The organism is Methanoculleus horonobensis, from assembly GCF_001602375.1.
In the GTDB taxonomy this organism is placed as follows: Archaea; Halobacteriota; Methanomicrobia; order Methanomicrobiales; family Methanoculleaceae; genus Methanoculleus; species Methanoculleus horonobensis.
Genome location: NZ_BCNY01000014.1, coordinates 14073 through 39391 on the forward strand (window position 1 = coordinate 14073; position 25319 = coordinate 39391).

General features: G+C 62.4%; 29 protein-coding genes. 11 read left to right on the forward strand and 18 right to left on the reverse strand.

Annotated features, from left to right (window positions below; all coding sequences use genetic code 11):
- Positions 1-19 precede the first annotated feature (19 nt).
- The 4 genes from secY (at position 20) to cmk (ending at position 3437) form a co-directional block, all read left to right on the forward strand.
- Complete coding sequence (gene secY, locus MCUHO_RS05180; protein WP_067074646.1) at positions 20-1453, forward strand: preprotein translocase subunit SecY; 1434 nt, start codon at positions 20-22, stop codon at positions 1451-1453.
- A 236-nt stretch (positions 1454-1689) separates the two neighbouring features.
- Entirely contained in the window at positions 1690-2265 is a 576-nt protein-coding gene (locus MCUHO_RS05185) for an adenylate kinase (RefSeq protein WP_067074649.1), read from the forward strand.
- Between the two features lie 6 nt (positions 2266-2271).
- Positions 2272-2892 carry a DUF106 domain-containing protein gene (locus MCUHO_RS05190; protein WP_067074654.1) on the forward strand — a complete coding sequence of 207 codons (621 nt, stop codon included), beginning with the start codon at positions 2272-2274 and terminating at the stop codon, positions 2890-2892.
- Positions 2892-3437 (forward strand): (d)CMP kinase, encoded by a 546-nt coding sequence (gene cmk / locus MCUHO_RS05195; protein WP_067074657.1) that lies wholly within the window; start codon positions 2892-2894, stop codon positions 3435-3437. The genes MCUHO_RS05190 and cmk overlap by 1 nt, the downstream gene beginning before the upstream one ends.
- On the opposite strand, the gene MCUHO_RS05200 is transcribed toward cmk, so the two are convergent.
- The 3 genes from MCUHO_RS05200 to MCUHO_RS05210 all read right to left on the reverse strand — a co-directional run bounded on the left by MCUHO_RS05200 (position 3434) and on the right by MCUHO_RS05210 (position 5863).
- A complete protein-coding gene (locus MCUHO_RS05200) occupies positions 3434-4078 on the reverse strand; it encodes a V-type ATP synthase subunit D (protein ID WP_067074662.1) in 645 nt (214 codons plus the stop codon). The genes cmk and MCUHO_RS05200 overlap by 4 nt on opposite strands.
- A gap of 9 nt (positions 4079-4087) precedes the next feature.
- The gene (locus tag MCUHO_RS05205) at positions 4088-5215 is read right to left on the reverse strand and encodes a V-type ATP synthase subunit C (protein WP_067074666.1); all 1128 of its coding nucleotides are present in this window, start codon (positions 5213-5215) and stop codon (positions 4088-4090) included.
- Positions 5216-5323: 108 nt separating this feature from the next.
- Positions 5324-5863, reverse strand: a complete 540-nt coding sequence (locus tag MCUHO_RS05210) for a GyrI-like domain-containing protein (protein ID WP_235808176.1) — start codon at positions 5861-5863, stop codon at positions 5324-5326.
- A gap of 92 nt (positions 5864-5955) precedes the next feature.
- On the opposite strand from MCUHO_RS05210, the gene MCUHO_RS05215 reads away from it, so the two are divergent.
- The 6 genes from MCUHO_RS05215 to MCUHO_RS05240 all read left to right on the forward strand — a co-directional run bounded on the left by MCUHO_RS05215 (position 5956) and on the right by MCUHO_RS05240 (position 10941).
- Positions 5956-6948 carry a histone deacetylase family protein gene (locus MCUHO_RS05215; RefSeq protein WP_067074671.1) on the forward strand — a complete coding sequence of 331 codons (993 nt, stop codon included), beginning with the start codon at positions 5956-5958 and terminating at the stop codon, positions 6946-6948.
- 41 nt (positions 6949-6989) lie between these two features.
- A complete protein-coding gene (locus MCUHO_RS05220; RefSeq protein ID WP_235808177.1) occupies positions 6990-7574 on the forward strand; it encodes a hypothetical protein in 585 nt (194 codons plus the stop codon).
- Positions 7575-7731: 157 nt separating this feature from the next.
- Positions 7732-8298 carry a hypothetical protein gene (locus MCUHO_RS12605; RefSeq protein ID WP_067074679.1) on the forward strand — a complete coding sequence of 189 codons (567 nt, stop codon included), beginning with the start codon at positions 7732-7734 and terminating at the stop codon, positions 8296-8298.
- Positions 8288-9820 carry an ABC transporter ATP-binding protein gene (locus MCUHO_RS05230; RefSeq protein ID WP_067074683.1) on the forward strand — a complete coding sequence of 511 codons (1533 nt, stop codon included), beginning with the start codon at positions 8288-8290 and terminating at the stop codon, positions 9818-9820. The genes MCUHO_RS12605 and MCUHO_RS05230 overlap by 11 nt, the downstream gene beginning before the upstream one ends.
- Positions 9751-10536: an energy-coupling factor transporter transmembrane component T family protein gene (locus MCUHO_RS05235; RefSeq protein WP_067076120.1), complete on the forward strand. Its 786-nt coding sequence runs from the start codon at positions 9751-9753 to the stop codon at positions 10534-10536. The genes MCUHO_RS05230 and MCUHO_RS05235 overlap by 70 nt, the downstream gene beginning before the upstream one ends.
- A gap of 6 nt (positions 10537-10542) precedes the next feature.
- On the forward strand, positions 10543-10941 hold the full coding sequence (locus MCUHO_RS05240; protein WP_067074687.1) for a hypothetical protein: 399 nt from the start codon (positions 10543-10545) through the stop codon (positions 10939-10941).
- 4 nt (positions 10942-10945) lie between these two features.
- On the opposite strand, the gene MCUHO_RS05245 is transcribed toward MCUHO_RS05240, so the two are convergent.
- The 4 genes from MCUHO_RS05245 to MCUHO_RS05260 all read right to left on the reverse strand — a co-directional run bounded on the left by MCUHO_RS05245 (position 10946) and on the right by MCUHO_RS05260 (position 15086).
- The gene (locus MCUHO_RS05245) at positions 10946-11677 is read right to left on the reverse strand and encodes a sugar phosphate isomerase/epimerase family protein (protein ID WP_084385938.1); all 732 of its coding nucleotides are present in this window, start codon (positions 11675-11677) and stop codon (positions 10946-10948) included.
- Between the two features lie 8 nt (positions 11678-11685).
- On the reverse strand, positions 11686-12723 hold the full coding sequence (locus MCUHO_RS05250) for an ABC transporter substrate-binding protein (RefSeq protein ID WP_084385939.1): 1038 nt from the start codon (positions 12721-12723) through the stop codon (positions 11686-11688).
- Between the two features lie 159 nt (positions 12724-12882).
- The gene (locus MCUHO_RS05255) at positions 12883-14139 is read right to left on the reverse strand and encodes an ABC transporter ATP-binding protein (protein WP_067074695.1); all 1257 of its coding nucleotides are present in this window, start codon (positions 14137-14139) and stop codon (positions 12883-12885) included.
- Positions 14136-15086 (reverse strand): FecCD family ABC transporter permease, encoded by a 951-nt coding sequence (locus MCUHO_RS05260; RefSeq protein ID WP_067074699.1) that lies wholly within the window; start codon positions 15084-15086, stop codon positions 14136-14138. Before MCUHO_RS05260 ends, MCUHO_RS05255 begins: the two co-directional genes overlap by 4 nt.
- Before the next feature lie 150 nt (positions 15087-15236).
- Between MCUHO_RS05260 and MCUHO_RS05265 the strand changes: the two genes are divergently transcribed.
- Positions 15237-16202: an EF-Tu/IF-2/RF-3 family GTPase gene (locus MCUHO_RS05265; protein WP_067074703.1), complete on the forward strand. Its 966-nt coding sequence runs from the start codon at positions 15237-15239 to the stop codon at positions 16200-16202.
- A 179-nt stretch (positions 16203-16381) separates the two neighbouring features.
- Here MCUHO_RS05265 and mtrH read toward each other — a convergent pair whose 3' ends face one another.
- The 11 genes from mtrH to mcrC all read right to left on the reverse strand — a co-directional run bounded on the left by mtrH (position 16382) and on the right by mcrC (position 25319).
- Positions 16382-17419: a tetrahydromethanopterin S-methyltransferase subunit H gene (mtrH, locus tag MCUHO_RS05270; RefSeq protein WP_067074708.1), complete on the reverse strand. Its 1038-nt coding sequence runs from the start codon at positions 17417-17419 to the stop codon at positions 16382-16384.
- 16 nt (positions 17420-17435) lie between these two features.
- Entirely contained in the window at positions 17436-18173 is a 738-nt protein-coding gene (gene mtrA, locus MCUHO_RS05275) for a tetrahydromethanopterin S-methyltransferase subunit A (protein ID WP_067074713.1), read from the reverse strand.
- Between the two features lies 1 nt (position 18174).
- Positions 18175-18384, reverse strand: coding sequence for a tetrahydromethanopterin S-methyltransferase subunit F (locus tag MCUHO_RS05280; protein ID WP_067074717.1), 210 nt, complete (start codon positions 18382-18384; stop codon positions 18175-18177).
- Between the two features lie 5 nt (positions 18385-18389).
- Complete coding sequence (mtrA, locus tag MCUHO_RS05285) at positions 18390-19112, reverse strand: tetrahydromethanopterin S-methyltransferase subunit A (RefSeq protein ID WP_067076125.1); 723 nt, start codon at positions 19110-19112, stop codon at positions 18390-18392.
- A gap of 13 nt (positions 19113-19125) precedes the next feature.
- Positions 19126-19410: a tetrahydromethanopterin S-methyltransferase subunit MtrB gene (gene mtrB, locus MCUHO_RS05290; RefSeq protein ID WP_067074721.1), complete on the reverse strand. Its 285-nt coding sequence runs from the start codon at positions 19408-19410 to the stop codon at positions 19126-19128.
- Entirely contained in the window at positions 19411-20262 is an 852-nt protein-coding gene (gene mtrC / locus MCUHO_RS05295) for a tetrahydromethanopterin S-methyltransferase subunit MtrC (RefSeq protein WP_067074726.1), read from the reverse strand.
- On the reverse strand, positions 20263-21114 hold the full coding sequence (gene mtrD / locus MCUHO_RS05300) for a tetrahydromethanopterin S-methyltransferase subunit D (protein WP_067074730.1): 852 nt from the start codon (positions 21112-21114) through the stop codon (positions 20263-20265).
- On the reverse strand, positions 21111-22007 hold the full coding sequence (gene mtrE / locus MCUHO_RS05305) for a tetrahydromethanopterin S-methyltransferase subunit E (RefSeq protein ID WP_067074734.1): 897 nt from the start codon (positions 22005-22007) through the stop codon (positions 21111-21113). Before mtrE ends, mtrD begins: the two co-directional genes overlap by 4 nt.
- Positions 22008-22201: 194 nt before the next feature.
- Positions 22202-23908 (reverse strand): coenzyme-B sulfoethylthiotransferase subunit alpha, encoded by a 1707-nt coding sequence (gene mcrA / locus MCUHO_RS05310; protein ID WP_067074736.1) that lies wholly within the window; start codon positions 23906-23908, stop codon positions 22202-22204.
- Positions 23909-23913: 5 nt separating this feature from the next.
- Positions 23914-24678 (reverse strand): coenzyme-B sulfoethylthiotransferase subunit gamma, encoded by a 765-nt coding sequence (mcrG, locus tag MCUHO_RS05315; protein WP_067076127.1) that lies wholly within the window; start codon positions 24676-24678, stop codon positions 23914-23916.
- A 17-nt stretch (positions 24679-24695) separates the two neighbouring features.
- Complete coding sequence (mcrC, locus tag MCUHO_RS05320; RefSeq protein ID WP_067074738.1) at positions 24696-25319, reverse strand: methyl-coenzyme M reductase I operon protein C; 624 nt, start codon at positions 25317-25319, stop codon at positions 24696-24698.

Below are 25319 nucleotides of genomic sequence, written 5' to 3' on the forward strand. Positions count from 1 at the left end.
CTTCTTTTAAGGTGAAACCATGGGAGATCTGCTGGATAGATTTGAACCCATCCTTGCAGCGATGCCTGCAGTCAGGGGGCCGGAAGGGCACGTCCACTTCAAGAATAAACTCATGTGGACGCTTGCTATCCTGCTTCTCTACTTCTCATTGACTAATATCGATATCTTCGGGCTCTCTGCTGAGTCACAGGATATTTTCGGAATGTACCGTGCCCTGCTTGCCGGTGCGAGCGGTTCGCTTCTGCATCTCGGTATCGGGCCGATCGTCACCGCGTCGATCGTGCTGCAGCTGCTCAAGGGTGCCGGACTCCTGCAGATCGATACCAGCGAAGCACGCGGACAGGTCATGTACATGGGCCTGCAGAAGATGCTCATCTTCGTGATGATCATCGTCGAAGCGTTCCCCATGGTCGCGAGCGGGATGATGATGCCCGACCCGACGGTGGCTGCGGAGTTCTTCGGCGGAAATATGCTCACGGTCTCGCTCCTGATCTTCCTCCAGGTCTGCCTCGGCGGGCTTCTGGTGGTGCTGATGGATGAGGTCGTCACGAAGTGGGGCGTCGGTTCGGGCGTGGGACTCTTCATCGTTGCGGGAGTCTCGCAGGGTCTCGTGAACGGGTTCCTGAACTGGCAGACGGGCACCGATCCCTTCCCGATCGGGTTCTTCCCGCGGCTGTTCGCCATAGGTACCTCGGGAGCGAACTTCCTCGAGTATTTCGGCACGGATATCCTGGCCCTCGTGACGACGATAGTCATCTTCATGATCATCGTCTACGTGGAGTCGACCCGTATCGAGATCCCGCTTGCGCATACGGCCGTCCGCGGCGCTCGTGCGCGGTTCCCGGTGAAACTCATCTATGCGAGCGTTCTGCCGATGATTCTCGTCCGGGTGCTGCAGGCAAACATCCAGATGATCGGGATGTTCCTCTCGAACGCCGGGATAAACATCTTCGGCGAGTTCCAGGGGCAGACGCCGGTAAACGGCCTGATGTGGTATATCGCGCCGATCAACGCCCCGCAGGACTGGATGTGGTGGCTCTCCGATCTCGGGCACGCCCCATGGGAGATCATGCTGCGTATGGGCATCGATATCAGCGTTATGGTGGTCGGGGGCGCAATCTTCGCGCTCTTCTGGGTCAAGACCGCCGGCCTCGACTCGAAGGACGTGGCCCGGCAGATCCAGAGAAGCGGGATGCAGATCCCCGGCTACCGGCGGAACGCCCAGGTGCTCGAGAAGTATCTCGACCGCTACATCCCGCGGATCACCGTCATCGGCGGTGTCTTCATCGGCCTTCTCTCGGTCGTCGCGAACCTCTTCGGTGTGATTGGCGCGGTCGGGGGAACGGGTCTGCTGCTTGCGGTGAGTATCACCTACCGCCTCTACGAGGAGGTCGCAAGCCAGCAGATCATGGAGATGTACCCGTTCATGCGGTCGTTCTTTGGGAAAGAATGAGTCCGAAGGCCCCGCTCTCAGCGGGGCCGGAGGAGTCATTCTTGGAGAAAAAGGTGCATCAGCACCTTTTTCGACTGGGAACAACACCTCCCGGTTCTCTTTCTTCCCCCCAAAACCGCACAGAACCCATTTTCTACCCGGGATCACCCGGGCTCGAAGCAATTCCGAAAGGCATTACTCTTTCAGGCACGGATTTATCTTAACAGCGAATGATACCCTAACGGGAGTGATAAAAGTTGGGAAAGAAAGTTGTCGTGACGGGGGTTCCCGGTGTCGGAAAGACCACCGTCATCAATGGTGCGATGGAGAGGCTGGCGGCCGAAGGCGTTGAGTATAAGGCCGTCAACTTCGGCACGTTCATGTTTGAGGTGGCCAAAAAGGAGAACCTGGCCTCGGACCGCGACGAGATGCGCAAGCTCGAGAAAGACGTCCAGAAACGCCTTCAGCAGGCTGCTGCCTCGGGAATCGCCGCCATGAGCGGGGATGCGAACATCATCATCGACACCCACAGCAGCGTCAAGACCCCTACGGGGTTCCTTGCGGGGCTGCCCGAATGGGTGCTCCGTGAACTGATGCCCGATATCGTCGTGCTGGTGGAGACCGACCCCGACCAGATCCTGATGCGCCGGCTCGGCGACGCCTCGAGAGCCCGCGACATGGAAGGATACCGCTCGATCGCCGAACACCAGGAGTTCAACCGCGCGGTCAGCGCGGCATACGCGATGTACACCGGCTGCACCATCAAGATCGTCCGGAACGAAAACTTCCTGCTCGAACAGGGCATCGACGACCTGGTGAGTGTGCTGAGGTAACCTGATATGGTCGACCTGAAGAAGCACGGCCCGACGATCGCCCTCGTCTTTACCATGCTCGTGATGCTCTCGTACAGCATCGAGTGGATACGGGTGACGGTCGGTCACGCAATGGATGTAGTGCTCGGCCCCTTTATCGACACCCTCGGGGTGCCGTTCTTCGTCATGATCCTGATCCTCTCGAGCATCACGGGTCTCTACTCTTCGCTCGTCCAGAAGTACACCATCGACTACGAGAAGATGCAGGAGACGCAGGCGAAGATGAAGGTCTTCCAGAAGGAGTTCCGGGAGGCCCAGCTCTCCGGGGACGAGAAGAGAGTCAAGAAACTCCAGGGAAGACAGGAGCGGATGATGCAGGATCAACTTGAGATCTCCCGGCAGCAGTTCACGCCGATGGCGATCATCCTGGTGCTCTCCGTGCCGATCTTCTTCTGGCTTCTCCTGCGGCTCCCCGAGATCGGCACACCGGTCGCCATTGAGACCGGTATCGTGATGCCGTTCTTCGGAGCGGTCAGCCTCTCGAGCTTTGCGTTCTGGATCGTCCCGGCCTGGATTCTCTGGTACATGCTCTGCTCGCTGACCGTCAGCCAGGTGATCCGGAAGTCCCTCAACATCGGAGGGCTCTGATGCGGATCACCATCAGCGGCCCGCCGGGGAGCGGCACCACGTCGCTCGCCCGCTACCTTGCCGGGAAGCACGGGCTCGACCTCATCTCCGCGGGAGAGGTCTTCCGCCAGCTCGCGAAGGAGCACGGCATGGAACTCGCTGAGTTCGGAAAGTTTGCGGAGAGCGATCCCTCGGTCGACCGGATGATCGACGCCCGGCAGAAGGAGATCGGCGAAGCCTCCGACGACATCGTCATCGAGGGCAGGCTCTCGGGCAGGATGGTCGAGAACGCCGATCTCCGCATCTGGCTTTCGGCATCGATCTCCTGCCGGGCAAAACGGATTGCAGGGCGTGACGAGATGGACGAAGAGGGAGCTCGCGTCTATACCGAGAACCGGCAGCGTTCGGAATCGACTCGCTACCGGAACTACTACGGCATCGAGATCGACGACCTTTCGCCGTACGACGTCGTCCTCTCGTCCGAGACCTTCGGCGTGGACGCCCTCGGCACGATCGTGGACGCCGCGATCGCGTGCCTTGCCCGGCAACGGGAAGGCGCTCTCTAGAGCCCGGAACCCCTCTTTGCTTTTATCTTTTTGATGCGCCGGAGCCGCGTCCATTCCTGCCGCTCCATCTCGTCGCGCCGGTCCTCGATGAGCCGGCGGGTATCCGTGAGTTCCGGGATGATCTTGAACTCCAGCGCGTTCACCCGCCGCCGCGTCTTCTCGATATCGTCGAGCAGGTGTTTGACGCCTCCTTCACGTTCGGCGGTCACGATGATCGCCTCGAGGAGATCCTCGTAGGCATCGGCCGCATCGTCGATGACCGACGATGTTCCGAGGATGCCGTAACCCCGCTGGTCGAGCGTCTTTCTCACCATCACCGGCTCGAGAGCCGGGAGCCGCACCCCGAATATGTTCCTGTGCCCGGCTGTATAGGACGGTTCGGCCTCCACCGAGAGTGCTGCAAGGAGGACGCCCGTCGCCCCTTCCATCATGGCGGCGACCGCCGCCATCTCCCGTGCACCGGCGTACTTCTCCTCGAGTGCCCGGCGCTCTTCTGCAGCCTCATCGGTGAGCCTGACCAGTTCCAGCATCATGCCGTCGAGTTTCATCGATAACAGCCGGTGCACCCTCTCCGCGAGCGCCAGCCGCCGCCTGACGATCAGGAGGCCGGCCCTGGTGGGTTTGATCTCGTCGACCGGCATGATGCTCTCCTACAGGACGATGTACTGCCATATCCGCTCGGGCGCGAGATCGAATGCTTTTCCCCGTGCGATTGCCCGCAGGTTCGCGACCTCGTACTTCTTCCGCTCGAGGTAGGCGAGCACCGGGAGAACCGAGAACGGGTGCCGCCGGGAGAGGGCCTCCAGGTGGTGGAGCCTGACGCGGGTGACCGCCATCTCGATCTCGTGAACGGGCCGCCTGCGCCGGTGCCACCGTTGCCAGACCAGTTCCGCGGCGTCAACGCTCGAAAAATCCGGGTCCTGCCGGAGTTCGCGCACCGCCTGGGCGAGAACCGGGACGATGCCGGTATCGAGGAAGACGCTGACGAACTCTCCTTCTGTCTCGATGCCGTAGAGCCTCCGGAAGATCTCGACGGGGATACGGCCGCCGGGGATCATCGTCCGGTCGATGGTCGCGAGGTCGCATGCTTCTTCCGTGCAGTGGAGGCGGAGGAGGTTTCTCATGTTGGTAATGTCGATCTCGAACCGGAGGTAGGCGATCAGTTCCCGGCACCCGCTGCACCCGGTCGTGGCAAGACCGAGCAGGTCGGCGTAATATTGCCGGTAAAGGTCGTTCTCGATCCGGGCAAAGGCACCCTTTTCACCGCAGACCCGGTAGTACTCCGCAAGAACCGGGTAGAGCCGCCAGTCCTGGAGCGCCTCGATAGCCTCTCCGCAGTTCGTGAAGTTAAGAAGACGGTCGAGAAGCGTGGCGTCGAGTTCCCCCGCCGGGACGAGGAGGTCGCGGATCTGGCGGCGGGGTATCTCGTGAACCGTGCCCCGCATGATCGCCATGACGTTTGCGATGTCCCACCGGTTGAGGTACTCTCCGGTCAGGGTATGCAGATCGCCGGGAGCGGTCGCCATGGCGTGCCGGAACGACTGCGCCAGGTTGCGGTTTACCGCCTCCTCGATGAGCTGGGCGCCGGAGAAGTCGTGCGCGAGATCCAGGACATGGTGTTTATACTCCTCCCGTCGGCTGAGGTAGCCGAGCACCCCCGGTATGCTCATCTGCATGAGCCGCAGGTAGTCTTCACGGGGAAGGAGCGCCGTCCTCCTTACCCGGAACCGGGTGCAGGCGTAGATGCACGAGGGGGAGGTCACGCCCAGCGGCGGCATATATTCCCATTACCGTTCCCCCGTATAAATGCGCACCCGGGTCCGGCAGGGAGGGCCGAAATCTACCGGCGACGGTGTAGCCGGACGAGAGGCGGGTTCCCGGGAGGCTTACAGCACCGGCATGACGATCATCGTCAGGAGTTCGCTCTCGGGATACTCGGGCCCGTTGTAATAGTGTTCGTAAGCGGTGCCGACGGGCTTGAGCCCGTTCTTCTCTATCCAGCCCGCCATCTCCTCGTACGTCGGCGCCATATCTCGATATGCGCCGCGGTACATGCAGAAGACGACTCTGCCTCCCGGGATGGAGCCCGGTTGCATATCCCCTTTCTCCGGCAGCACCTTCGATACGGGGAATCCCATCTCCACATCGAGGTTTTGCATGTCCATGTTGTGGTATGCCACATACGGGACGTCCGAGAGAAGTTCTCCGAGTTCTTTCATGTAGGCGGCCATTCTGCCGTATCCCCCGCCAATCAGCATCGGCAGATCTTCGACCTTTGCCCGGGTGCGGATCGATAAGGTAGGTTGTTCTCTCTTCTGTAACAGTTCAATGTTCGATATTCTCGGCATCTTGTTCCTCCAATTCTCCCGGCGCGCCTTGTTGACCCTGTAAGCGGCCGGGGCTCTCTTCTCAGTCGATGATTCCATCTCGCTCTTCAAATACTTTCTGCCGTCGGGCCGCTCTTTGCCCCCTGCAGATAAGATTCATATTCCGTGCCGCCAACCCGCCATCGATCGCCATGCCCTGCTCGGTCGTGACGGGGGATCTCTTTGCCGGCCACGACGCGCCCGGTCACCCCGAGTCGCAGGCACGCCTCGATGCCGCTCTCGCGGGGGTGCCGGCCGACGTCCGTCGCATCGCCCCGGAGCGGGCGACGCTAAAAGACCTGGCGCTGGTGCATACAGGCCGGCATATCGATCTGATCCGCTCGTTCTGCCGGGAGTGCCCCCCGGGCAGGGTCCGTTACCTTGACCCGGACACCTACGTCACCTCCCGTTCCTTCGACGCGGCGCTCTATGCGGCCGGAGCCGCATGGCAGGCGGTGGGACAGGCACTTTCGGGCAAGCACTGTTTTGCTCTCGTCCGCCCGCCGGGGCACCATGCCACACCCGACCGGGCGATGGGGTTCTGCCTCTTCAACAACGTTGCCGTCGCGGCGGCGAAGGCGCTGTTATCGGTCGACCGGGTGGCGGTCGTGGACTGGGACCTGCACCACGGGAACGGGACACAAGCAGCGTTCTACACCTCGGATCGGGTGCTCTACTGTTCGGTTCACCAGGCGGGGATCTTCCCCGGCACCGGGTGGCCGGATGAGCGGGGTGCCGGGCCGGGTGCAGGCTATACGGTCAATGCACCTATCGAGGCCGGTTCGACCGGCGCCGACTATGCCCTGGTCTTTCGCGAGGTCTTCGTCCCGGTGCTCCGGCGGTTCGACCCGGACGTCGTGGTGGTCTCGGCAGGCCAGGACGCGCTCTTCGACGACCCGCTCGGTTCGATACGACTCCGACCCGAAGACTTCGGGGCACTGGCCGGGATGCTCGTGGACGCGAGTCCTGCGGCGCTCGCCCTCGTGCTCGAAGGCGGTTACGGCCGGTCGCATGCAGGGGCGGTCGGTGCGATCCTTGCCGCCCTTAACGGAGCCCGCTTCGAGCCCGCCGGCGGCGCGGCGAAGGCGAGCACCCGGCACCTCGTGGAGGCGTATGCCGACCGCCGGCATGCCGTCCCGCTCTGACGTCGATCAGGTTCATCTCCTTTCGGGTCGATCGGATGACTATGAACCGCATCGCCGATCATATCCTGATTGTAACGGGTGCTCTTCTCCTCATCGCCCTTGTCGCCGCACCGGCGGTCTCCGCCGTTTCGGTGTACCCGGGAAGCGAGTTAGCGCTCACGGGGACGAGTACGGGGAGCGATACCGTCTACCTCTTCGTGACCGGTCCGAACCTCCCGCCCGCCGGCGGGCGGCTTGACAATCCTCATACGGTCGTCCGCTCGGGAGATCCGGGGAGTTTCACGAGGGTGACGGTCGGTAGCGACGACCGCTGGACCTACCGCTGGAGGACGGGTGAGGCCGGACTCGACCCCGGGACGTACACTGTTTACGCCGTGGAAGCGCCTGTCGACCGCCGGAACCTCGCCGGCCACGGCTACACGACCATCCCCGTTACCCTCGGATCTCCACCGGGAACCACGGTTGCGGGAACCGCCGTGCCCACCACCCCGCCCGTGGAGACGGGGATCCCGACGGCGACAACGTCGACGGCCACACCCTCGCCTGAGCCGACGACAGCGGCGCCTCCCCTTGCCGCCCTCATGACGGCCGGTGCGGCGGTTGCTGCGGCGATCCTGCGGCGCTGATCGGCACGGGAGAGGGTCTCCTCTCCCAAAAATATATATTCACAAATGTACTATTCTGTACAACAATGTTTGATGTGGTCGGGCCAGCAGGTCTCCGTCCCGCTACACCTGCCCTGTCAAGTCGCTCGTCGAACCCTAGTAGTATGAGATTGATACCATGAAATCGAGAGATATTGCAATCGTCGGCATACTCCTTGCCATAGGGGCCATCATCAGGTACATGTCCCTCCTGATCCCCGGCCCCATCGTATCGAACCTCGTGATCGCTTTCTACTGCCTCGCCATCATCCTCATCGCGCCCACGTTCCGTGAGGCGCTCGGGATCGGCGTCGTGGCCGGCGTCGTCTGTGCGCTCCTCAGCCACTCGATCTTCCCGCCCGCAAACCTCATCAGCGAACCCATCGGTGCGGTCGCCTGTCTCGGGGTCTACCTGGTGCTGAGAGACCGGTTCGTCCTTGCCCCGGCGGTGACGACGCTTCTCGCCACCTTCGCGAGCGGGTTCTCGTTCATCCTCATCTCCATCCTCGCCGTTGCCCCGACCGTTCTTGACAAATTCGGAACCCTCGAGGCGTTCCTTGCGGTCACCGTCCCGATCGTCCTGATCACGGCGGGGGTCAACGCCGCCGTCGCTCAGGCGCTCGAGATGCCCGCGTCGCGGGCACTGATGCGGGGGGCCCGAGAGAAGGCCCCGGGACGGGATGCGAGGCCGGTCGATGAGTCCTGAGACCGGGCGGGAGACCGCCCTCTCCCTCCGGGGTGTCTCCTACACCTACCCCGGATCGGAGACGCCGGCGCTCAACGGGATCAGCCTCGAACTCCGGAAGGGCGAGATCGTCTTCGTCACCGGCCCGACCGGGGCGGGCAAGACGACGCTCTGCCTTGCGGCGTCGGGCATCCTCCACCACGAGTACGGCGGCACGCTCGAGGGTGCGATCACCATTCTCGGCAAAAGCGTCCGGGACTACCGGAACATGGGCGAGATCGGGAGGGACGTCGGCGTGGTCTTCGATGACGCCGACGCCCAGCTCATCTTCACGACCGTCGAGGAGGAGGTTGCGTCCGGGCTTGAGAACCTCGGAATCCCCCGTGAGGAGATGCGGCAGAGGCTCCGCGAGGTGATGGAGGCGACCGGGATCGCCGATCTCGCGGATCGTGCCCCGCACACCCTCTCGGGGGGGCAGAAGCAGCGGGTCGCCATCGCCGCAACAATCGCGCTCGGCACGAAGATCCTGATCCTCGACGAACCCACCGCGGAACTGGACGCGGAGGCGACCGCCGCGGTATCCGCCCTCCTCCGGAGGCTCTCGGGGAAGGGCACCGCCGTGCTCATCGTCGAGCAGAAGATCGGGGAGCTTGCCGCCATCGCGGACAGGATGGTCGTCGTCGAGGACGGAGCGATCGCACGGGTCGGGTCCCCCGCGGAGATGATGCAGGAGTCCGTCCGGGAGCAGCCGGCGGGCGGCGATGCCCGGCCCCCGGCACCGGCGGCAGTTCTCCCTGGAGAGGGCGTCCCCGTCATATCCATCCGGGGGCTCGTCCATCACTACGATGGGGTCGAGGCCATACGGGGCCTCGACCTCGAGGTCGCTTCCGGAGAGATCGTGGCCGTGGCCGGGGAGAACGGGTCCGGGAAGACGACGCTCGTCAAGCATTTCAACGGGCTGCTCCGCCCGACCGAAGGCAGCGTCACTGTCGACGGGCTCGACGCCGCAACCGTCCCGATAGCGGAACTCGCGCGTCACGTGGGCCTCGTCTTCCAGAACCCGGACACCATGCTCTTTGCCGAGACCGTGGCGGACGAGGTGGCGTTCGGCCTCAAGAACATCGACCCCGGGGCTTCGGGGGAGCCTGTCGACGCGGCCCTCCTTGAGGTGGGCCTTCTCCACCGGAAGACGGCCTACCCGCGCTCGCTCTCGCGGGGCGAGCGGCAACGCCTGGCGATCGCCTGCGTCATCGCCATGAAACCGAAGGTCATCGTGCTCGACGAGCCCACGACCGGGCTCGATGCCCGCGAATCCGGGAGGGTCATGGAGATCCTCGGCCGCCTGCGGCAGGACGGGCACACGATCGTCATGGTGACGCACGATATGCGTCTTGGAGAGATGTATGCAGATCGTATCGTCAGGATGGAGCAGGGAAGAGTCATCCGCGACAGCAGAACTTACGAGGAGGAACCATGTCTGAAATCATGCAGTATGTCACCCGGGAGAGCGCCTTTCACCGCCTCCACCCGCTCACCAAACTGATCTTTGCGGTCGTCGTCGTGGCCCTTGCGGTGCTGACGAGCGATACGGTGATGCTTGCGGCGCTTGCCGGGGCGGTCGTGGCGGTTGCGATAGCGAGCGGGCTTGCCCGCGATCTCCTCCGTCAGGTTCCGCTGCTGCTCTCGCTTGCGGTGAGCCTGCTCGCCCTCACCATCCTCACCATCAGGAGCGGGGAGATCGTCTGTTACCTGGTTCCGCAGTCGGTTCCGGTCATCGGCGGGGCGCTCCCCGTCACGGCGGGGGCGATCGACCTTGCGCTCGCGATGTCGCTCCGGTTCGCCGCGATGCTCTTTGCGTTTCAGCTCCTGGTCATATCCACCCAGCCGCGCGACCTCGTCCACGTCATGGACCGCCTCAGGATGCCGGTCGACTACACCCTCATGTTCCTGATTGCGCTCCGGTTCATCCCGAGCCTGCAGCTTGAGGGGAAGCGGATTCACGAAGCACAGCTTGCCCGTGCCTACAATCCCGGGAACGGTCTTGCCGGGAAGATACGGGGGCTCTTTCCCATCATCATCCCCCTGGTCTCGAACTCGCTCGGGAAGGCCACGATCCTCGGGCTGACGATCGATCTCCGCGGATACCGTTCCGGCAGGCGGACGCCGATGCGCGACCTCTCCCCGGGCCGGGCGGACGTCGCCGGGATCTGCTGCATGGGCGTTGTGGTCGCAGGGTATTTGGCCGCGCTGCTCGTATAGCCTGGTATGCGCGACGATACCCTTCCGGCGGCGTTCGAGTTCTACATCGGCGGGAGTGTCGGGCCGTCCCTCTATGTCAGGCTCGCGGACGGCCGGCTCCTCTACGAGTGGGCGAGTGCCGGCGGTTACTCCGGGGTGGTGACGGAGGCGTCGCCGGCTCCGGGGGAGTGGGCGCGGTTCCGGCAAGCCGTCGACCGGCTCGGCGTCCGCGAGTGGGAGCCGGAGTACGTCTCCGCCCACTCCTGCTGCGACGTCACCTACTGGCACCTGCGGATGGAGATGGACGGGTGGAGCACCGTCGTCCGGGGCGCAAACGCCTACCCGGGTTCGGATGGCCCGGAGGTCTCGAAGCGGTTCCGGGAGTTCCTCGCGGCGGTGAAGCGCCTGATCGGCCGCGAGCCGTGATCGCTCAGAGAAGTCCTCTCAGGTGATCGAGGCTTCGTTCGTAGTCCTGAAATGAGTTCGGCTCGACGACCTTCATGACGCCCGGCGGGAGGGCCGCCATCAGGCGGCGAAAGTCGATATCCCCGTCGCCGCAGGCCAGGTGGTCGTCGCGGCTGCCGCGGTTGTCGTGCAGGTGGACGTGGATCGCCCCTCCCGGTTTCAGAAAAGATGCCAGGTTGCCGTTTGTGTGGGCATGCCCCACGTCGAGGGCGAAGCCGAGGTTCCGGTCGGCAAGGCGGTCGAGGAACTCCGGCGACCTGAAGAAACAGATATCCCACGCGCCCATGTTCTCGACGGCGAACCGGACGTTCACCTCCTGCTGGACCGCGGCGAGGTCGTCGAGCGACCGGTCGAGAGCGGTCTGCGCAACCACCCGCATCTCTTCTCCCCAGACATACCCCGGGTGGACGACCAGCCGTTCGGCGCCGATCCGGTCGCAGACCTCCGCGAGATCGCAAAGAACCCTGACGGCCGCGCTCCGGAGACACTCATTCTCGGACGCGATGTTGATATCGGCGACCGGTGCGTGTACCGTATAGCGAAGATCGAACGAACGACAGACCTCCTCGAACCGGAAGAGACAGTGGGGGCCGTCGGAGAGGATCTCTGCACGGCCTGTACAGCAGGAGATAAGGCCGAGCGCCTCTTCAAGCGTCCTGTCCATCAGGCAGCAGGTGGAGCAGCCGATATCGTTCACGTTCCGCCCTACCTCTTTTGCAGGAGCAGGACGGCTGCGGATAGTGCGAAGATGAGCGTGATCGCACCGAATCCCGGCGACTGAACCGTCCCGGCGGCCTCCGGCGTAACCGTGCCGGAGGTGCCCGGATGGAGGTAGCCAGCCACTTCTTCCAGCGCATCCACGATCCGCGGGCTCCCGCGGCTGACGATATCTGCGTCGATGACGTATACGCGTTCGTTCCTGACTGCGTCGAGCCTCTGCAGGCGAGGCTCGGTTATGATGTAGTTGTAGATGGCGTCGTATCCGTCCCGGTCCATGCCGCTGCCTGAACTGACCAGGATGTAGTCGGGATTCGTGGTGATGAACTCCTCGAGGCTGACGATGCTCCAGCCGTCGACCGGGCCGAACGCATTGGTTCCGCCGGCAATCGTGATCACCTCGTTCTGGAACGTCCCCTGCCCGCAGACCCAGAGCGGGTCGTGCCAGATGATGTGCGCGACGGACGGGCGATCGGCCGGGCTCCCGGCCGCCGTTTCGGCAACAGTTCCGATGCGCGTCCGGAGTTCTTCGATGAGCGTTGACGCCTGTTCCTCCTGCCCGGTCGCCCTTCCGGTAAGTTCGATGTCGTGCAGGACACCGTCGATCGTCTGCGGGTCGAGGATGACGACGGTCATCCCGAGCGATCGCAGGCGGTCGATGACCTCATCGGTGTTGGCGGGTGCGGCGAAGATCAGGTCGGGCTCCATAGCGATCACCTTCTCGATATTGACGGTGCTGAAACCGCCTACCTTCGGTTTATCGGCTGTTGCCGGCGGGTAGTCGCAGCGTTCGGTGACGGCGACGATGCGGTCGTCAAGCCCGAGGGCATAGAGGATCTCGGTGTTCGAGGGCGCGAGCGAGACGATTCTCTGCGGTTCTCCCCGGATGAGGACGGTCTTTTTGGAGTCGTCGGTCACCGTCACGGATCGTTCGCTCCCGTCCATGGGTGCCGCACCGGCCGTCCCGGCGAGCAGGAGTAGCATGAAAAGTGATGCAACAGAGAGTATCAGGCGCGTGGTTCGCATTACTATAGGTACACTTGCGTTGAGGTAATAATTATTTACAAATCGGGATCGCGGTGCGGCACAACGACGCTTACCGTCCCGCAGGATTCCCGTTCTTCCTGCCCGGAACGATCCGGCGGATACCGGCGGGTTTGACGGCCGCCGGATGCGGGCCGGGGCTCAGTCGCGATCAGGATCGCCCCGCGAGAGGCGGGCAAGGAGTTCCTCCGCCCCCTCGACCCGGAGCGCCCCGCGCGCCTCCAGGTTCGCGAGCACCTCCTCGGCCTCGCCGCCGGTGTAGTCTTCCATCCGGGCGGTGCTGTCTCTTGCGTGGAGGAGGACGGGTTTTGCCGGGTAGTCGAGCAGCGCCCTGAGGTTGTCGAGGTTCCCCCTGCCGATTGGCATTGCTGTGACGACGACGGCATCTGCGCTCTCAAGGCACTCCCTGAGGCGCGAGAGCGAATCAGGGGTGATGCCGTGGAACGGGGGCTCTGCGATGCAGGGGAGGCCGAGGTGCATCGCCGTCCCGTAGTCCGTGTCGAGGAGGTTCAAGACGCCGCAGGTGACCGTGAAGCCCGCGGCGTGGAGGAGGTGGAGGATATCGGAGCCCGTTCCCCCGCCGCAGACGACGTGCACCCGCCGGTTCGCTCCCGCACTCGACTGGTGCATATAGACCGGCAGGACGTATGGTCTCCCCGTCAGGGGGTGCGGTCTGACGAGCATCTCCATCCCGAAGATCTCGCGGATCTTCTCACGGGTCAGAACCTCCCCCGGCGCTCCCAGGGCGTAGACCTTCCGGTCTTTGAGGAGCAGGAGCCGGTCACAGTAGTATGCGGCCAGGTTCAGGTCGTGAAAGACGCTCACGACCGTGATCCCACCCGCGAGATCCTTGATGATGTTGAGGATCTCGACCTGGTGGCTGACGTCGAGGTTCGAGGTTGCTTCGTCGAGCAGCAGGATCGTCGGTTCCTGTGCGAGCGCCCGTGCTATGAGCACGCGCTGGCGTTCCCCGCCGCTGATCTCGTGCACCGACATCCCGGCGAGATCTGCGACGTTTGCAAGATGCATGGCATGCTCGCAGATCTCCACGTCCCGGGCCGTCTCGGAGGCAAACCTTCCGATGTAGGGGTGCCTCCCCATCATGACGACGTCGCGCACCGAATACTCGAAGCCGATGGAGATCTCCTGCGGGACGACCGCAACCCGGCGAGCAAGTTCGCGGTGTCCGAGCGAGTCCAGATCCCGGTCGTCGAGCCGGATCTCCCCGTTATCCCGGGCGACGACCCTGCTCATCGCTTTCAAGAGCGTCGTCTTCCCCGATCCGTTCGGCCCGACGATACCGAGGATCTCGCCTGCTTCTGCGTGGAACGTGATTGCTTCGAGGATCTTCTTTGCGCCGTAGGAGACGTCGATATCGATGATCTCAATCGGTTTCATGCTTTCATCCGGCTCCGGAGGAGGTATATGAAGAACGGTGCGCCGAAACAGGCGGTCAGGATGCCGACCGGCATGTCGCTCGTGAAGGTTCGCGTGAGCGCGTCCGCCCATACGAGGAGGATGGCGCCGGCAAGTGCGGCCGCGGGAAAGAGGAAACGGTGGTCGGGCCCGACGATCAGCCGCATCACGTGCGGGGTAATGAGGCCGATGAACCCGATTGAGCCGGCTACCGCAACGGCTATTCCCGTCACGAACGCGCTCAGTGCGAGGAGGATCTGTTTCGCCCGCTCGACGTTCACCCCGAGGTGGGTCGCGTCCTCTTCGTTCAGGGCGAGAATATTGAGGTCGCGTGCGAAGAGATAGATCCCTGCGGCTCCGATCAGGATGAGAAGAGCGACGGCGACGTCGTTCCACGATATGTTCCAGAACCCTCCCATCAGCCAGAACATGATCTGGTGCAGGCTCCGGCCTGCGGTATACATCAGGAAGGAGAGGAGTGCCGATAGGAACGTTGCGAGGGCGACACCGGAGAGCAGGAGCGTCTCGACCGGGATCTTGCCTCCTCTCCGGGCGATGAAGTAGACGGTAAACGTTGCGATCATCGCCCCGGCGAATGCAAGCACAGTGCGTCCCGTACCGGCAAAGAGGACGATTGCGAGGGTAGCCCCGAGCGCTCCGCCCGACGACGTGCCGATGATGTAGGGGTCGGCCATGGGGTTTCGGAAGAGCCCCTGCATGGCCGTGCCTGCGACAGCCAGCCCGCACCCGACCAGCGCCGCGGCGATCACCCTCGGCGCCCGGATCTCCCAGAGAATCAACCATGCATTATCCGAGGTGAAGAGCGACCCCAGGGCAAACCCGCTCGGTCCGAGAGCGACCGCGGAGGCCATGCTGATGAGAAGCGCGCAGATGAGTGTTGCGATGATGATCGGTGCCGTTCTCCGCATACGTGTGTCATAAAATTAAGTTTACTTTGTTAAAATCTATTTGGATTGCCCGCGGGGGTTCCCGCTCCTGGCCCGGTGCATGCACGAGTTGGTTTCTTCTAACTGCATGGAGCAAACCTCATTGCCCTGGATAACCAAGAGATCAGGCATATGGGCAATCTGAATGTTGCCGTGCTGGGGCCCGCCGGTTACGCAAAAGACCTCGGGAAGAAAGGCACGGAATCCGATATCACCTTTTATAACCTGAAGAAGGGCGAGGACACCGTCACCATCATCGAGCCTACCCGGTATCCCGAACGGCTGGCTCCGCTCTTCTACGCCGCGTCGATGGCGGATGCGGCTCTCGTCGTTGTCGGCGAGATCACGCCGACGCTCGGGGAGTGGGTGTTGATGCTTGACGAAGCGCGGGTGGAGCGAGGCTACATCGTCCTCCAGAATTACCTGACGCCGGAAGACGTCGCGCCGCTCTTCCGGGGGACGGTGCTCGAGCGCTACGAGTTCGTAGACGTCGACCCGATCGCGCTGCGCGATCTCCTGCTTGGCGAGGCGCATGCCCGCACCTCTCTCCCGCCTGCTGCCGGTGCGGTGGGAACCATCCCCATCGATCACCACTTCAACGTCCGCGGCATCGGGACGGTCATCCTTGGCGGCGTGGTGCGGGGCGGTATCCGGAAGCACAGCGCCCTGAAGGTCTACCCCGGGGGGCGGGCGATCACGGTGCGGTCGATCCAGAAGCACGACGACGACTTCGACTGGGCCGCCGAAGGCGACCGCGTGGGGCTTGCGCTCAAGAACATCGAGTCGGACGACCTCGATCGCGGGTTCGCCCTCTCCGACGACCCCGCAATCCGGCTGGGTGCGAAGATCGAGGCACGGGCGACCCTGGTGAAGTACTGGCCGGCGCCGCTCACGGCAGGAACGGTGCTCCACCTCGGCCACTGGATGCAGTTCATCCCGGCGCGGGTGGAGGCGGTGCAGGACGACGGCGACTGGCGGCGGCCGACGCTCACGCTCGTGCTCGAACGAGATCTCGTCTACCTCCCGGGGGATGCGGCGGTGCTCCACTACCTCGAGGGCGGGAAACTCCGGATCGCCGGGCATATCGAACTCGCGTGAGCGGCCGGTGCGGGGAACCCTTCGCCTTCCGGCAGGCACACTCTTTTTTTGGGCGTTTTCGGTAAACATCTCCGACGCCGCTCCCGGGTTCGCGAGCCAGGAGATCTGCGGTCTCCGCTGAAAGGATGCGACGTTCCGGGAGAGACCGGATGTAAGGACGGCGTAAAAAAAAAGTAGGTTTAGATGAGCCTGAAGAACGGGTGGGTGTCCACCTGGGGCTCGATGCCGAAGTCGCGTGCCGCTTCCAGCACGACGATGTCGACGTAGGCCTGCGCGGTGATCATCGCCTCGACGTTCTCGATCGGGCCGTACATGATGAGGTCGGCACCGAGGGTGCTTGCAACCATGTTGCAGCCGATATCGGGCGCAGACCAGGCCGCCTGGCGCATGCCGTCCGTACCACCGAGGTAGTGGTGCGTGAGCTGCTCGATGAGTCCTTCTTTGCCCTCGAGTCCGGCAAGCTGCTGCGAGGGAGTCTTCTTCGTTCCCTTCCAGCGTTTCAGCCAGGTCCAGGAGACGGTCATGTTGTGGTAAGCGCCACCGGTGGGGAGGCCGTGGATCGCCTTGCAGGCGAGAATCTCACGGTACGAACCGCCGGAGCCGAGACCGAGCGGGGTTGCCGCGGTGTCGAGGATCGGGCGGGTGATGCCGCACTTCTCCGCGATCTCGAGCATACCCATCTCCTGTCCCGCGACGCCGCCCTCGGTCAGGACCTTCTCGCGGCCGGCAACCGACGGGTCGCCGGGGTTGAAGGCAAGGACGATTGCTGCGTTTACATCGCTCTTAGCGAGCGCTTCGATGTTCTCGGGCAGGATCGAACCGTTGATCGAGTTGTAGATCGCACGGTCCGCAATGCCGGCCTGGGTGACGTACTCGCACGCGTGGGCGAGCGCCGCCGGGACGGACGAGTCCATCAGGAACGCGGTCTTGTCATCGATGCTGCAGAACCAGTCGATGTAACTCTCGAAGGCCTCGCCGAACTCCCCGATGATCTGGATGAAGTGGGGAATGCCGGTGATATCCGAGAGTTCCTGACAGCGGTTCCAGAGCGCCTCTGCCTTTGGTTTGTCAATCTTTCCAGTGTGGTCATCCAGTACAACTTCGTGCTTGTTGTAGAAGATGGATGCACCGAGCACGGTCGGGTACTCTCCAGGCTGCCCGCCGATCTTGGTACCGTTGAAGTCGTGTACCGTCTGCTCTTTTTCGAACTTGAACATATTCGCCAATCCTCCTTTACAGGTACCCAATCAATTTGGGCAGTAATACCAACAACATCATGAATACAATCAAACCTGCGACCAGTCCGTACAGGATGCCGATATCGCGCCCGATCTTCCTTCCGACGCGCTGGGCGATCTCGGCATCGACGAACTCGATCCTTCCCTCGATGGCGTTAAGCCTCTCCTCGATCTCAAGGAACTGCGGGTTTGCACCTGCAACGGCAACTTCCGCCGCACCGCCTGCTTCCTTGACCTCGACGATCATGGGTTCCGCGCCGAAGGCACCGGGGTCTCTGGCCTTGAGTTCGTCCATCTTGGCCTTGATAGCACCCATGTCTTCGCTTTCCATGATGTTGACGATCTCGACCTGTTCCTGGAAGCGCTTGATCGCTTCGTCGGAGAGGTTCTCGATGAACGGGATGGCTCCCTGAGCGCCGACGATCTTTCCGCCGGAGACTCCGCCTTCGTGCAGGGCCATGAAGCTCTGCCCGGACAGGTGTCCCTTGACCTCCGTACCACAGCAGAGGATGAACCTGATGTTGGGGTTGGAGATGACGTTCGCGATGATCTTCTCGAGGCCGAGATTCTCGGTCTTGCAGGACCCGGCGATTGCCGCTCCGGCATCGCAGATGCCCTGCTCGTCGAGGTGGGATCCCATGGTGACGACGCCGACGCAGCTCTGTGCATCTCCTGTGTGGAAGTCGCCCTGAACGATCGGCCATCCACTGGCCGGTGATTTCTTCTCAACCATGTTAGATCGCCCCCAGCATCAGTGCCGGAATCACAATCAGAAGTACGGCTACTAAGAGCCCGATTGCGAATCCGAGGATCCCCATGCCCATGATGCCCGACTCAAGTTTGGTCGTGCGGGCAAGGATCTGTGCCTTGTACCGGATGGAATCCATCATTCTGTTGATCGAGGTCATCCGGATGGGGCCTGCCTGTGTAACTTCTTCTGCCATTTATCTCACCCCAGCAAGATGAACCCCAGAATCACGAACGAGACGATCAGGCCGATCATGAGACCTTCGATCTTGCCCGAGTAGACACCGGCGGCAAACTTGTTGCGATAGCCTATGTCGGTGACCATCCGCTCGATGACTTTCATCCGTGCGTGTACCAGTGCCAGTTCGCCGGAGAGCGGCTGTACTTCACCGGTCGCTTCCTCTGCCGCACCGCCCGCTTCCTTGACCTCGACGATCATGGGTTCCGCGCCGAACGCACCTGGGTCTTTGGCCTTGAGTTCGTCCATCTTGGCCTTGATAGCACCCATGTCCTCGCTTTCCATGATGTTGACGATCTCGACCTGTTCCTGGAAGCGCTTGATCGCATCGTCGGTGAGGTTCTCGATGAACGGGATGGCTCCCTGAGCGCCGACGATCTTTCCGCCGGAGACTCCGCCTTCGTGCAGGGCCATGAAGCTCTGCCCGGACAGGTGTCCCTTGACCTCCGTACCACAGCAGAGGATGAACCTGATGTTGGGGTTGGAGATGACGTTCGCGATGATCTTCTCAAGGCCGAGATTCTCGGTCTTGCAGGACCCGGCGATTGCCGCTCCGGCATCGCAGATGCCCTGCTCGTCGAGGTGGGATCCCATGGTGACGACGCCGACGCAGCTCTGTGCATCTCCTGTGTGGAAGTCGCCCTGAACGATCGGCCATCCACTGGCCGGTGATTTCTTTTCAACCATGTTCTTCTTCACCTCACAGCAGTCCTAATACGACGACACCGGCAACCAGAAGGCCGATTGCCATGCCGTACCAGAATGCGGTCACGCCTCCGGCGACATTGAGAACACCTTCCCTGTTCGGGAACGATGCCAGGAAGTTGCCCTCTCCGGAGAGCATACCGACCAGGTCGTCGGTAATCTTCTCAAGTTCCGTCACCTGCTCGAGCACGGGGGTGTACGAGACACCGGAGGTGGTGACAATGCCGACCATCGGGTCGACGACCAGGCCGAACTCGGGCAGTACCTGAACGTACGCCATTTAGGCACCTCCCTTGGGCTCCAGAATGGGCTTGGCGTCGAGCCATGCGTAGGCGTCACGCTTCGAGAGCGCGATGTACTTCGTGTAGGTGTAGAGCCACCCGACGATCGAGACCAGCAGTGCAACGAGAGCCGGAAGGAGTCCGATGAACGCGAACGAGATGATCGCGACGGTGATCATCGAGAGGAATCCACACTCTGCGGCGAGCATGAGCGTCCGGTCCTGCTGCTCTCCCGGCCCGAGACAGGCGTTGAAGGAGTGCTGGATGGCAATGGCGCCGAGCATGAAGATCACGGCGATGATGCTGCCGCCGATGACCGAGGTCTCGTAGCTCAGCATAGTGAACCCGAGAATGGACACCGTGCCGGTGATCATGCCGAGGAACTCGAATGTTCCGCAGGCCATGGCCGCGAGGCCGAGAACGGTCATTGCGCCGACGATGGCGAGCTCGATGAGCGAGACGACCATGACGGGGATGTCCATCCGGACAACGTGGTTTGCCATCAGTCCGGCGACCGCGCCGATGATTGCGGCGATGATGACCGTCACGATGGGCGCGAGTATGCCGGTCGTGGCTCCGAAGAGCGCGGCGACGACACCGGACCCGAGGGCGATCATACCCGCGGACGGGACACCGGTACCGAGACCGTAACTGCAGAGGTGCTTGATCGTGTCGGTACCCCAGATGAGCGCGGCGACGGCGGCAAGCCCGCCGAAGAACGCGAAGTACTGGGTCTGGAAGTACGTGTTCAGGTATGTCAGGTAAATCAGGACGAGCGATCCCACAAGTCCGTAGATCAGGACCTGGTTGTGCGGGATGCCGCCTGCTCCGACTTCAATTTTCACTGACATTTAGAATACCCCCACCAGTTCGAGCAGCGCAATCGCGAAGATGCCGGTAACGGCGGATGCCACGGCGGCTGCGATGATCGCTCTCGGGAACCGCTTGAACTTGGGGTCGTGCGGCCCTTCGATCGTACCGGTGATGTTGTATGCCGCAAGCACGGCGTTCACGAGGAACATAGCGACCGCGAAGATGCCGGCAAGCGAGATTGCGACGGGCGCGATCTGCTCGACCGTGGCGTTCAGCAGTACGGGCAGCTGTGCCTGGTAGACGTCGAGGAGCTCGAGGTAGATGAGCGTTCCCCCAAGACCACCGAGTGCGCCGCCGATGACGCCGCCGATCCAGGAGATGAACGGGAGGCCGTGCCCCTCGGTACCCTGGCTCTTGTACTCGGGGAAGGTGTCGCCCGTGATCGGGTCTTTTGCGACCTTACCGGACGCTGCCGGGATACCCATGCCGAAGATGTAGATGACGTTGACCATCGTACAGGTGATCGCCATCAGGAGACCGCCGCCGACCGCACCGCCCGCGAGGGCGACTGCGAGTCCGAACGGAGCGGCCCATGCGCCGCCGAAGAGTCCGGCAAGGCCGGCACCGGCCGCGAGCATCGCGACACCGGTCGCGATACCGGGCGACTGTCCCATTGCAGCGGGGGCACCGCCGACCGGGACGAAGTGGACGCCGAATGCGACCAGGACGCCGCCGATGATGATGCCGACGAGGGCAAGCACTCCGGCCATCTGTACGAGGTAGTAGGCGAGTCCGAGCGCGACGATGATAAGAACGATGCTGAGGACGATACCCATTGCCGTCGGGGACTGGACGCCTCCCGTCTGTTTAGGTCCGCCGAGTGCGCTCATGATGATGCCTCCTCAGGAGCCGTGTAGGGGCCGAAGTTCTTCCTTGCCCAGACCTCGATGTAGCGGTCGATGATGGCAAAGATCAGGATAACGACGATACCGACGATGATCGGTCCCCAGATGTTGAGTTCTTCGAAGACCACGGTACGCCAGAGTTCGAAGAAGACGATCAGGCCAAAGCAAATACCCGACGCGGGGCCGCCGAGTTTGGCGCTGAAGAAACCGTTGTCGAGCGAGTTCCGCTGGCCGGCCTCGGCGTAGCGGACAATGTTACCGGACGCAGAGATCGGAACGCCTGCTCCGAACTTCTGTTCCTGGTACTGCCGCTCCTTTCCGTAGAACGGGTTACCGGTTGCAGACCCAGCCGCACCGAGTGCGATACCCCAGACGAGCCCGAGAAGCGGGAGCGGGAAGGGGTGGCCGAGTGCGCTGATGATCAGGTGACACATCGCGACGGTGGTGAAGATCGCTACAAACGCGTGTGCCATGGTCACGGTCGTCATCGATTTCAGAATATCGATGTAGACCGGCTGTCCAAACTTGGCGAGACTTGCAGTACGGCCGAGGTATGCGGTTGTCGCATACACGCCCTGCACGAAGACCGCGAGAGCGCTCCCAAGCACGATTGCAAGTATCGGGTTTATCTGCATCGCCATGAATGCCCAGGCAAGGCCTGCACCCAGAGCAACCCATAAGCCGTACGCGGGGGGTTCACCAGCAACTGCTTTGTTAAAGATGCGGTGAATATATCCCATCTGCGGAGCCAGCTGAACCTGCGAGTTCGGGTCACCCTGTGATCCGATATCAGATTCAGTGTCTTCCGCAGCGCCGGCGACGGTTGCAAGAGCACCTGCCAATGCGGTAATGCCGATGCCAAATACGATCTCTTCCATTCAGCATCCTCCTCCAGTGCTCATGGCACCAGAGTATGAGTTCAAAACCTTTTTGGTTCATTTAACAGTTGTTTATGACTTAATTAAAGGTTTCGAAAAGTTGCGCCGATATCGCAACGAAACGTAAAAAATCGCCCGGAATGTCTTTTTTAGGCATGTGGAGTTACGCTAGGAAAAAAAAAGTTGATTTGGGTTTACCGGGCCGGAATGATGAGCGAACGCTCGCCGGCGGGCATGAATTCGCGGATGGCACCCTTCGCGAACTCGCGACGGGGCTCGGCGAAGTCGAACTTCAGCGCGGGGTCGGCGAAGCAGATCTTCACCCGCGGGTCGAAGCACCACGCGTCGCCGCGGCCGTAGTGGGCACCGCCGGTGATCGCGGCGTACTCGCCCTGGTGGCCGACGTTCATCGCGTAGTTCGGGTAGTTCGGGCCACGGACCTCGCCGATCGCGCCCTCGTCTCCACGGATGGAGAGGGAGTTCGCGGAACCGCACTGGTCCTGGAGGTCGTAGCCGAAGAAGCCGAGACGCGACCATCCGTCCTTGTGCAGGAGCATGCAGAGGTACCAGGCGTTCAGGCCGGCGTTGGAGTTTCCGGTTGCGATCGAGGCGGAGAGACCGGACGCAGCGGCAAGGACACCGGCACGCTGGGAACCGCCGAAGTGGTCCTCCATCATGGTCGGGTACTGCTCGTACTGCTCCATGCCGTTCAGGGCGACCTCGGTCGAGATGTCGTTGACGATGTCGTAGGTCGGCTTGACCTTGTCGTCTGCGCTCGGGTTCTTCCAGTCGACCTTGTACTTGTCCTTGATGTAGTCCATACCGTAGTAGGTGAACTCATCGAGGATGTTGTCGGTGTAGGCCGCGGTTGCGTACTGGGTGAATCCGACACCGCCGGACATGTAGGAGCCGAGCCAGATCTGGTCGAACAGCATGGTTCCGGCGCCGACGACCTCAAGGGAGGCCTTCGCGGGGTCGTTCGGGTACTTCCGGTTCGCCTGGACGATATCCGAGAAGAGACCGAATCCGATACCACCGGGCTCGTTCGGGCCACGGGCACGCCGGGCGGGCAGGTGGGACGCCATCTGGATGACGCCTGCGTGCTTCGCGGCGTAGGAGAGGTCGGCGACGGCCGCTTCACCGGCGCACATACGGTAGGCACCGATGAAGGACATACCGATCTGCATCGCAGACCACCGGGAGGTCGTTCCACCGTCGCAGGTCCGGGAGACCGTGGTCGGGATGTGGATCGCCTGCCAGAGGGACTTCCCTACGGCTGCGGAGAGCGCTTCGGCCTGCTTTCCGGGGAAGAGCTTCTCGACATCGAGGACGAACTGCGGCTCGAGGTCGTCGGCGAGTTCCTGGTCGCCGGTGAAGACCTTGACGTAACAGTCGTCGACGAGGCCGGGGTGAGTCTCGACCATGTGCTCCTGAACGACGGCCGCACCGGGCATCGCGTGGTTCAGCACGTGGAGGTACTCGTTGATCGTCTCGGGGGTGACTTCCTTGCCGAGACGCTTCTGCAGCGTCTGGTGGGCGAGGTCCATGTTGACGATGACAGTCCTCCTGATATCGTCCCACATCTGCTGCATCGCAGCGTTGTTGACGAAGTGCAGGTCGTCACCCTCCACGAAGACGCCGGTGCCGGAGACCTCGTAGGTCATCAGCTGGCGCTGGCCGAGCGGGATACCGCCCAGGTGGCAGCGTACGGGGTCGTACATGGAGATGCCGCGGTCCATCTCGACGGCACGGCTGGCCTTGACGAACTCCTCCTTGCGGGGAGACTGGTGGTAGCCGTTGAACTTGTAGAATTCAGTCGTCTCGGACTGGACGTCCTGGCCCTGGAACTTCTCCTTGAGGGATTTCAGGAAGAGCTTCTGGGTTCTCTCAATCTTTGCCATTGGAATCAGGCCTCCTTGGGTAGGAACCCGTATTTTGTTCTCAGCGTGTGGATCCGCTGGACGTACTCGATGTACTCCTTGTCGTCACGGTAGGCAGTGCCGCCGAGCGAGTGGAAGATCGTCGTGTGCGCCTTGAGCCACTTCTCGTCGAGCGGCTTGCCGATGGCAACCGCACGGTCGAGAGGCTCGCCGATCTGGTTCTTGACGTAGCGGACGATGCCGTCTTCGCCAAGGACGCTCCTCTGGAGCATATCGAACATCATGCCGTTCTCGGCAAGACGGAGCGAGTGGCCGTGCACGGTCGCGCCGCGGATGCCGGTGCGGGCCGGGTCGAGGAGTTCGGTCTCGACGAGTTCCTTGGAATACTTCTCGAGGTCGCGCTCGCGGCACTCGACGATCTGACGGCCGGAGAGCGTACCGGGGTCGATACCGCGGAAGCGGTAGCACTCGGTGTAGGTCCGCTGGTAGGGGTGGCAGGGGGCAAAGAACATAGAGTCCGCAAACTGGATGTAGCGGACACGGTCGCCTGCCTTCGCACCCTCCGTCGGGGTTACGATCTTCCTGATGGGGCAGTCGGGCTCCTGCTGCTCGGCGAGCGGCGGGTGGGCCGTCGGATAGGCGGCTCCCGGGGCCCTGTGGCCGAGGACCAGCACGATGTCCTCATCAGTTACGTCACGCATCTTCTCAAGCTTCTGGTTGGGGTCCATCTGCTTGCGCCGGTTTGCGGCGACATTGGATGTACCCGGTCCGTATTGGGGCTTGTATGCCATGTTTTCTTTCACCTCATTCATGTTGGGCTTTTTAGCACTTTCATAACGGCACGAATGACCTCTGCCAATTTTTCCCTGCCCGGTGTCTGACCCCGTGTCACGCCGCTGACGATATCCATCACGATGCCTTTCGTCTTCGTCCGGTCGGGCGGCGGCATAACCACTGCGGTCCTGATCCCCTCTTTTGCGAGATCCTCGAAGTCGATCGGTACCTGGGATACGACGATGGCCTTGATGCCTGCGTGCTCAAGGATGAACCGGACTTTCTGCACGACATGGGAGCGGACGTTCCCATGATGCAGGATGGCTACCTTGTGCTGCTCGATCTGGGCGATCTCTTTCTCCGTCAGCCCGAAATAGGCTCCGAGCACGTGACCCGCGACGGGCGAATCCGCCGGAACCCCGCTTCCTGCGTTGAGGACGAGCGTGGTCACGGAGAACTCCGCCCCCTCCCTCCGGAGACCGGAGGTGATGTCGCAGACCGGTTTTGTTACGTGTCTGCGGCCGGGGGACATTCCAATCACGATCACATCGGGAGACCTGGTCTCGGAGATGGTGCCCCGCTGGGCAAGACCGCCTCCTTTACCCATTCCCATGCTCTCGCGGCAATCGACAACCTGAGTTACTCTTCCGATTGGCAT

Coding starts and splice junctions, on each gene's coding strand:
- mtrA (WP_067074713.1), bottom strand. CDS start 18,173: ATGGTTGAGAAGAAATCACCGGCCAGTGGATGGCCGATCGTTCAGGGC.
- MCUHO_RS05215 (WP_067074671.1), top strand. CDS start 5,956: ATGCCCTGCTCGGTCGTGACGGGGGATCTCTTTGCCGGCCACGACGCG.
- mcrA (WP_067074736.1), bottom strand. CDS start 23,908: ATGGCAAAGATTGAGAGAACCCAGAAGCTCTTCCTGAAATCCCTCAAG.
- MCUHO_RS05255 (WP_067074695.1), bottom strand. CDS start 14,139: ATGAAACCGATTGAGATCATCGATATCGACGTCTCCTACGGCGCAAAG.
- mtrE (WP_067074734.1), bottom strand. CDS start 22,007: ATGGAAGAGATCGTATTTGGCATCGGCATTACCGCATTGGCAGGTGCT.
- MCUHO_RS05205 (WP_067074666.1), bottom strand. CDS start 5,215: ATGCCGCCGCTGGGCGTGACCTCCCCCTCGTGCATCTACGCCTGCACC.
- MCUHO_RS12605 (WP_067074679.1), top strand. CDS start 7,732: ATGAAATCGAGAGATATTGCAATCGTCGGCATACTCCTTGCCATAGGG.
- MCUHO_RS05190 (WP_067074654.1), top strand. CDS start 2,272: ATGGTCGACCTGAAGAAGCACGGCCCGACGATCGCCCTCGTCTTTACC.
- mtrD (WP_067074730.1), bottom strand. CDS start 21,114: ATGAGCGCACTCGGCGGACCTAAACAGACGGGAGGCGTCCAGTCCCCG.
- mcrG (WP_067076127.1), bottom strand. CDS start 24,678: ATGGCATACAAGCCCCAATACGGACCGGGTACATCCAATGTCGCCGCA.
- mtrB (WP_067074721.1), bottom strand. CDS start 19,410: ATGGCGTACGTTCAGGTACTGCCCGAGTTCGGCCTGGTCGTCGACCCG.
- MCUHO_RS05230 (WP_067074683.1), top strand. CDS start 8,288: ATGAGTCCTGAGACCGGGCGGGAGACCGCCCTCTCCCTCCGGGGTGTC.
- cmk (WP_067074657.1), top strand. CDS start 2,892: ATGCGGATCACCATCAGCGGCCCGCCGGGGAGCGGCACCACGTCGCTC.
- MCUHO_RS05265 (WP_067074703.1), top strand. CDS start 15,237: ATGGGCAATCTGAATGTTGCCGTGCTGGGGCCCGCCGGTTACGCAAAA.
- MCUHO_RS05250 (WP_084385939.1), bottom strand. CDS start 12,723: ATGCGAACCACGCGCCTGATACTCTCTGTTGCATCACTTTTCATGCTA.
- secY (WP_067074646.1), top strand. CDS start 20: ATGGGAGATCTGCTGGATAGATTTGAACCCATCCTTGCAGCGATGCCT.
- MCUHO_RS05220 (WP_235808177.1), top strand. CDS start 6,990: ATGAACCGCATCGCCGATCATATCCTGATTGTAACGGGTGCTCTTCTC.
- MCUHO_RS05235 (WP_067076120.1), top strand. CDS start 9,751: ATGTCTGAAATCATGCAGTATGTCACCCGGGAGAGCGCCTTTCACCGC.
- mtrH (WP_067074708.1), bottom strand. CDS start 17,419: ATGTTCAAGTTCGAAAAAGAGCAGACGGTACACGACTTCAACGGTACC.
- mcrC (WP_067074738.1), bottom strand. CDS start 25,319: ATGCCAATCGGAAGAGTAACTCAGGTTGTCGATTGCCGCGAGAGCATG.
- MCUHO_RS05210 (WP_235808176.1), bottom strand. CDS start 5,863: ATGGAATCATCGACTGAGAAGAGAGCCCCGGCCGCTTACAGGGTCAAC.
- MCUHO_RS05260 (WP_067074699.1), bottom strand. CDS start 15,086: ATGCGGAGAACGGCACCGATCATCATCGCAACACTCATCTGCGCGCTT.
- mtrC (WP_067074726.1), bottom strand. CDS start 20,262: ATGTCAGTGAAAATTGAAGTCGGAGCAGGCGGCATCCCGCACAACCAG.
- MCUHO_RS05280 (WP_067074717.1), bottom strand. CDS start 18,384: ATGGCAGAAGAAGTTACACAGGCAGGCCCCATCCGGATGACCTCGATC.
- MCUHO_RS05240 (WP_067074687.1), top strand. CDS start 10,543: ATGCGCGACGATACCCTTCCGGCGGCGTTCGAGTTCTACATCGGCGGG.
- MCUHO_RS05200 (WP_067074662.1), bottom strand. CDS start 4,078: ATGCCGGTCGACGAGATCAAACCCACCAGGGCCGGCCTCCTGATCGTC.
- mtrA (WP_067076125.1), bottom strand. CDS start 19,112: ATGGTTGAAAAGAAATCACCGGCCAGTGGATGGCCGATCGTTCAGGGC.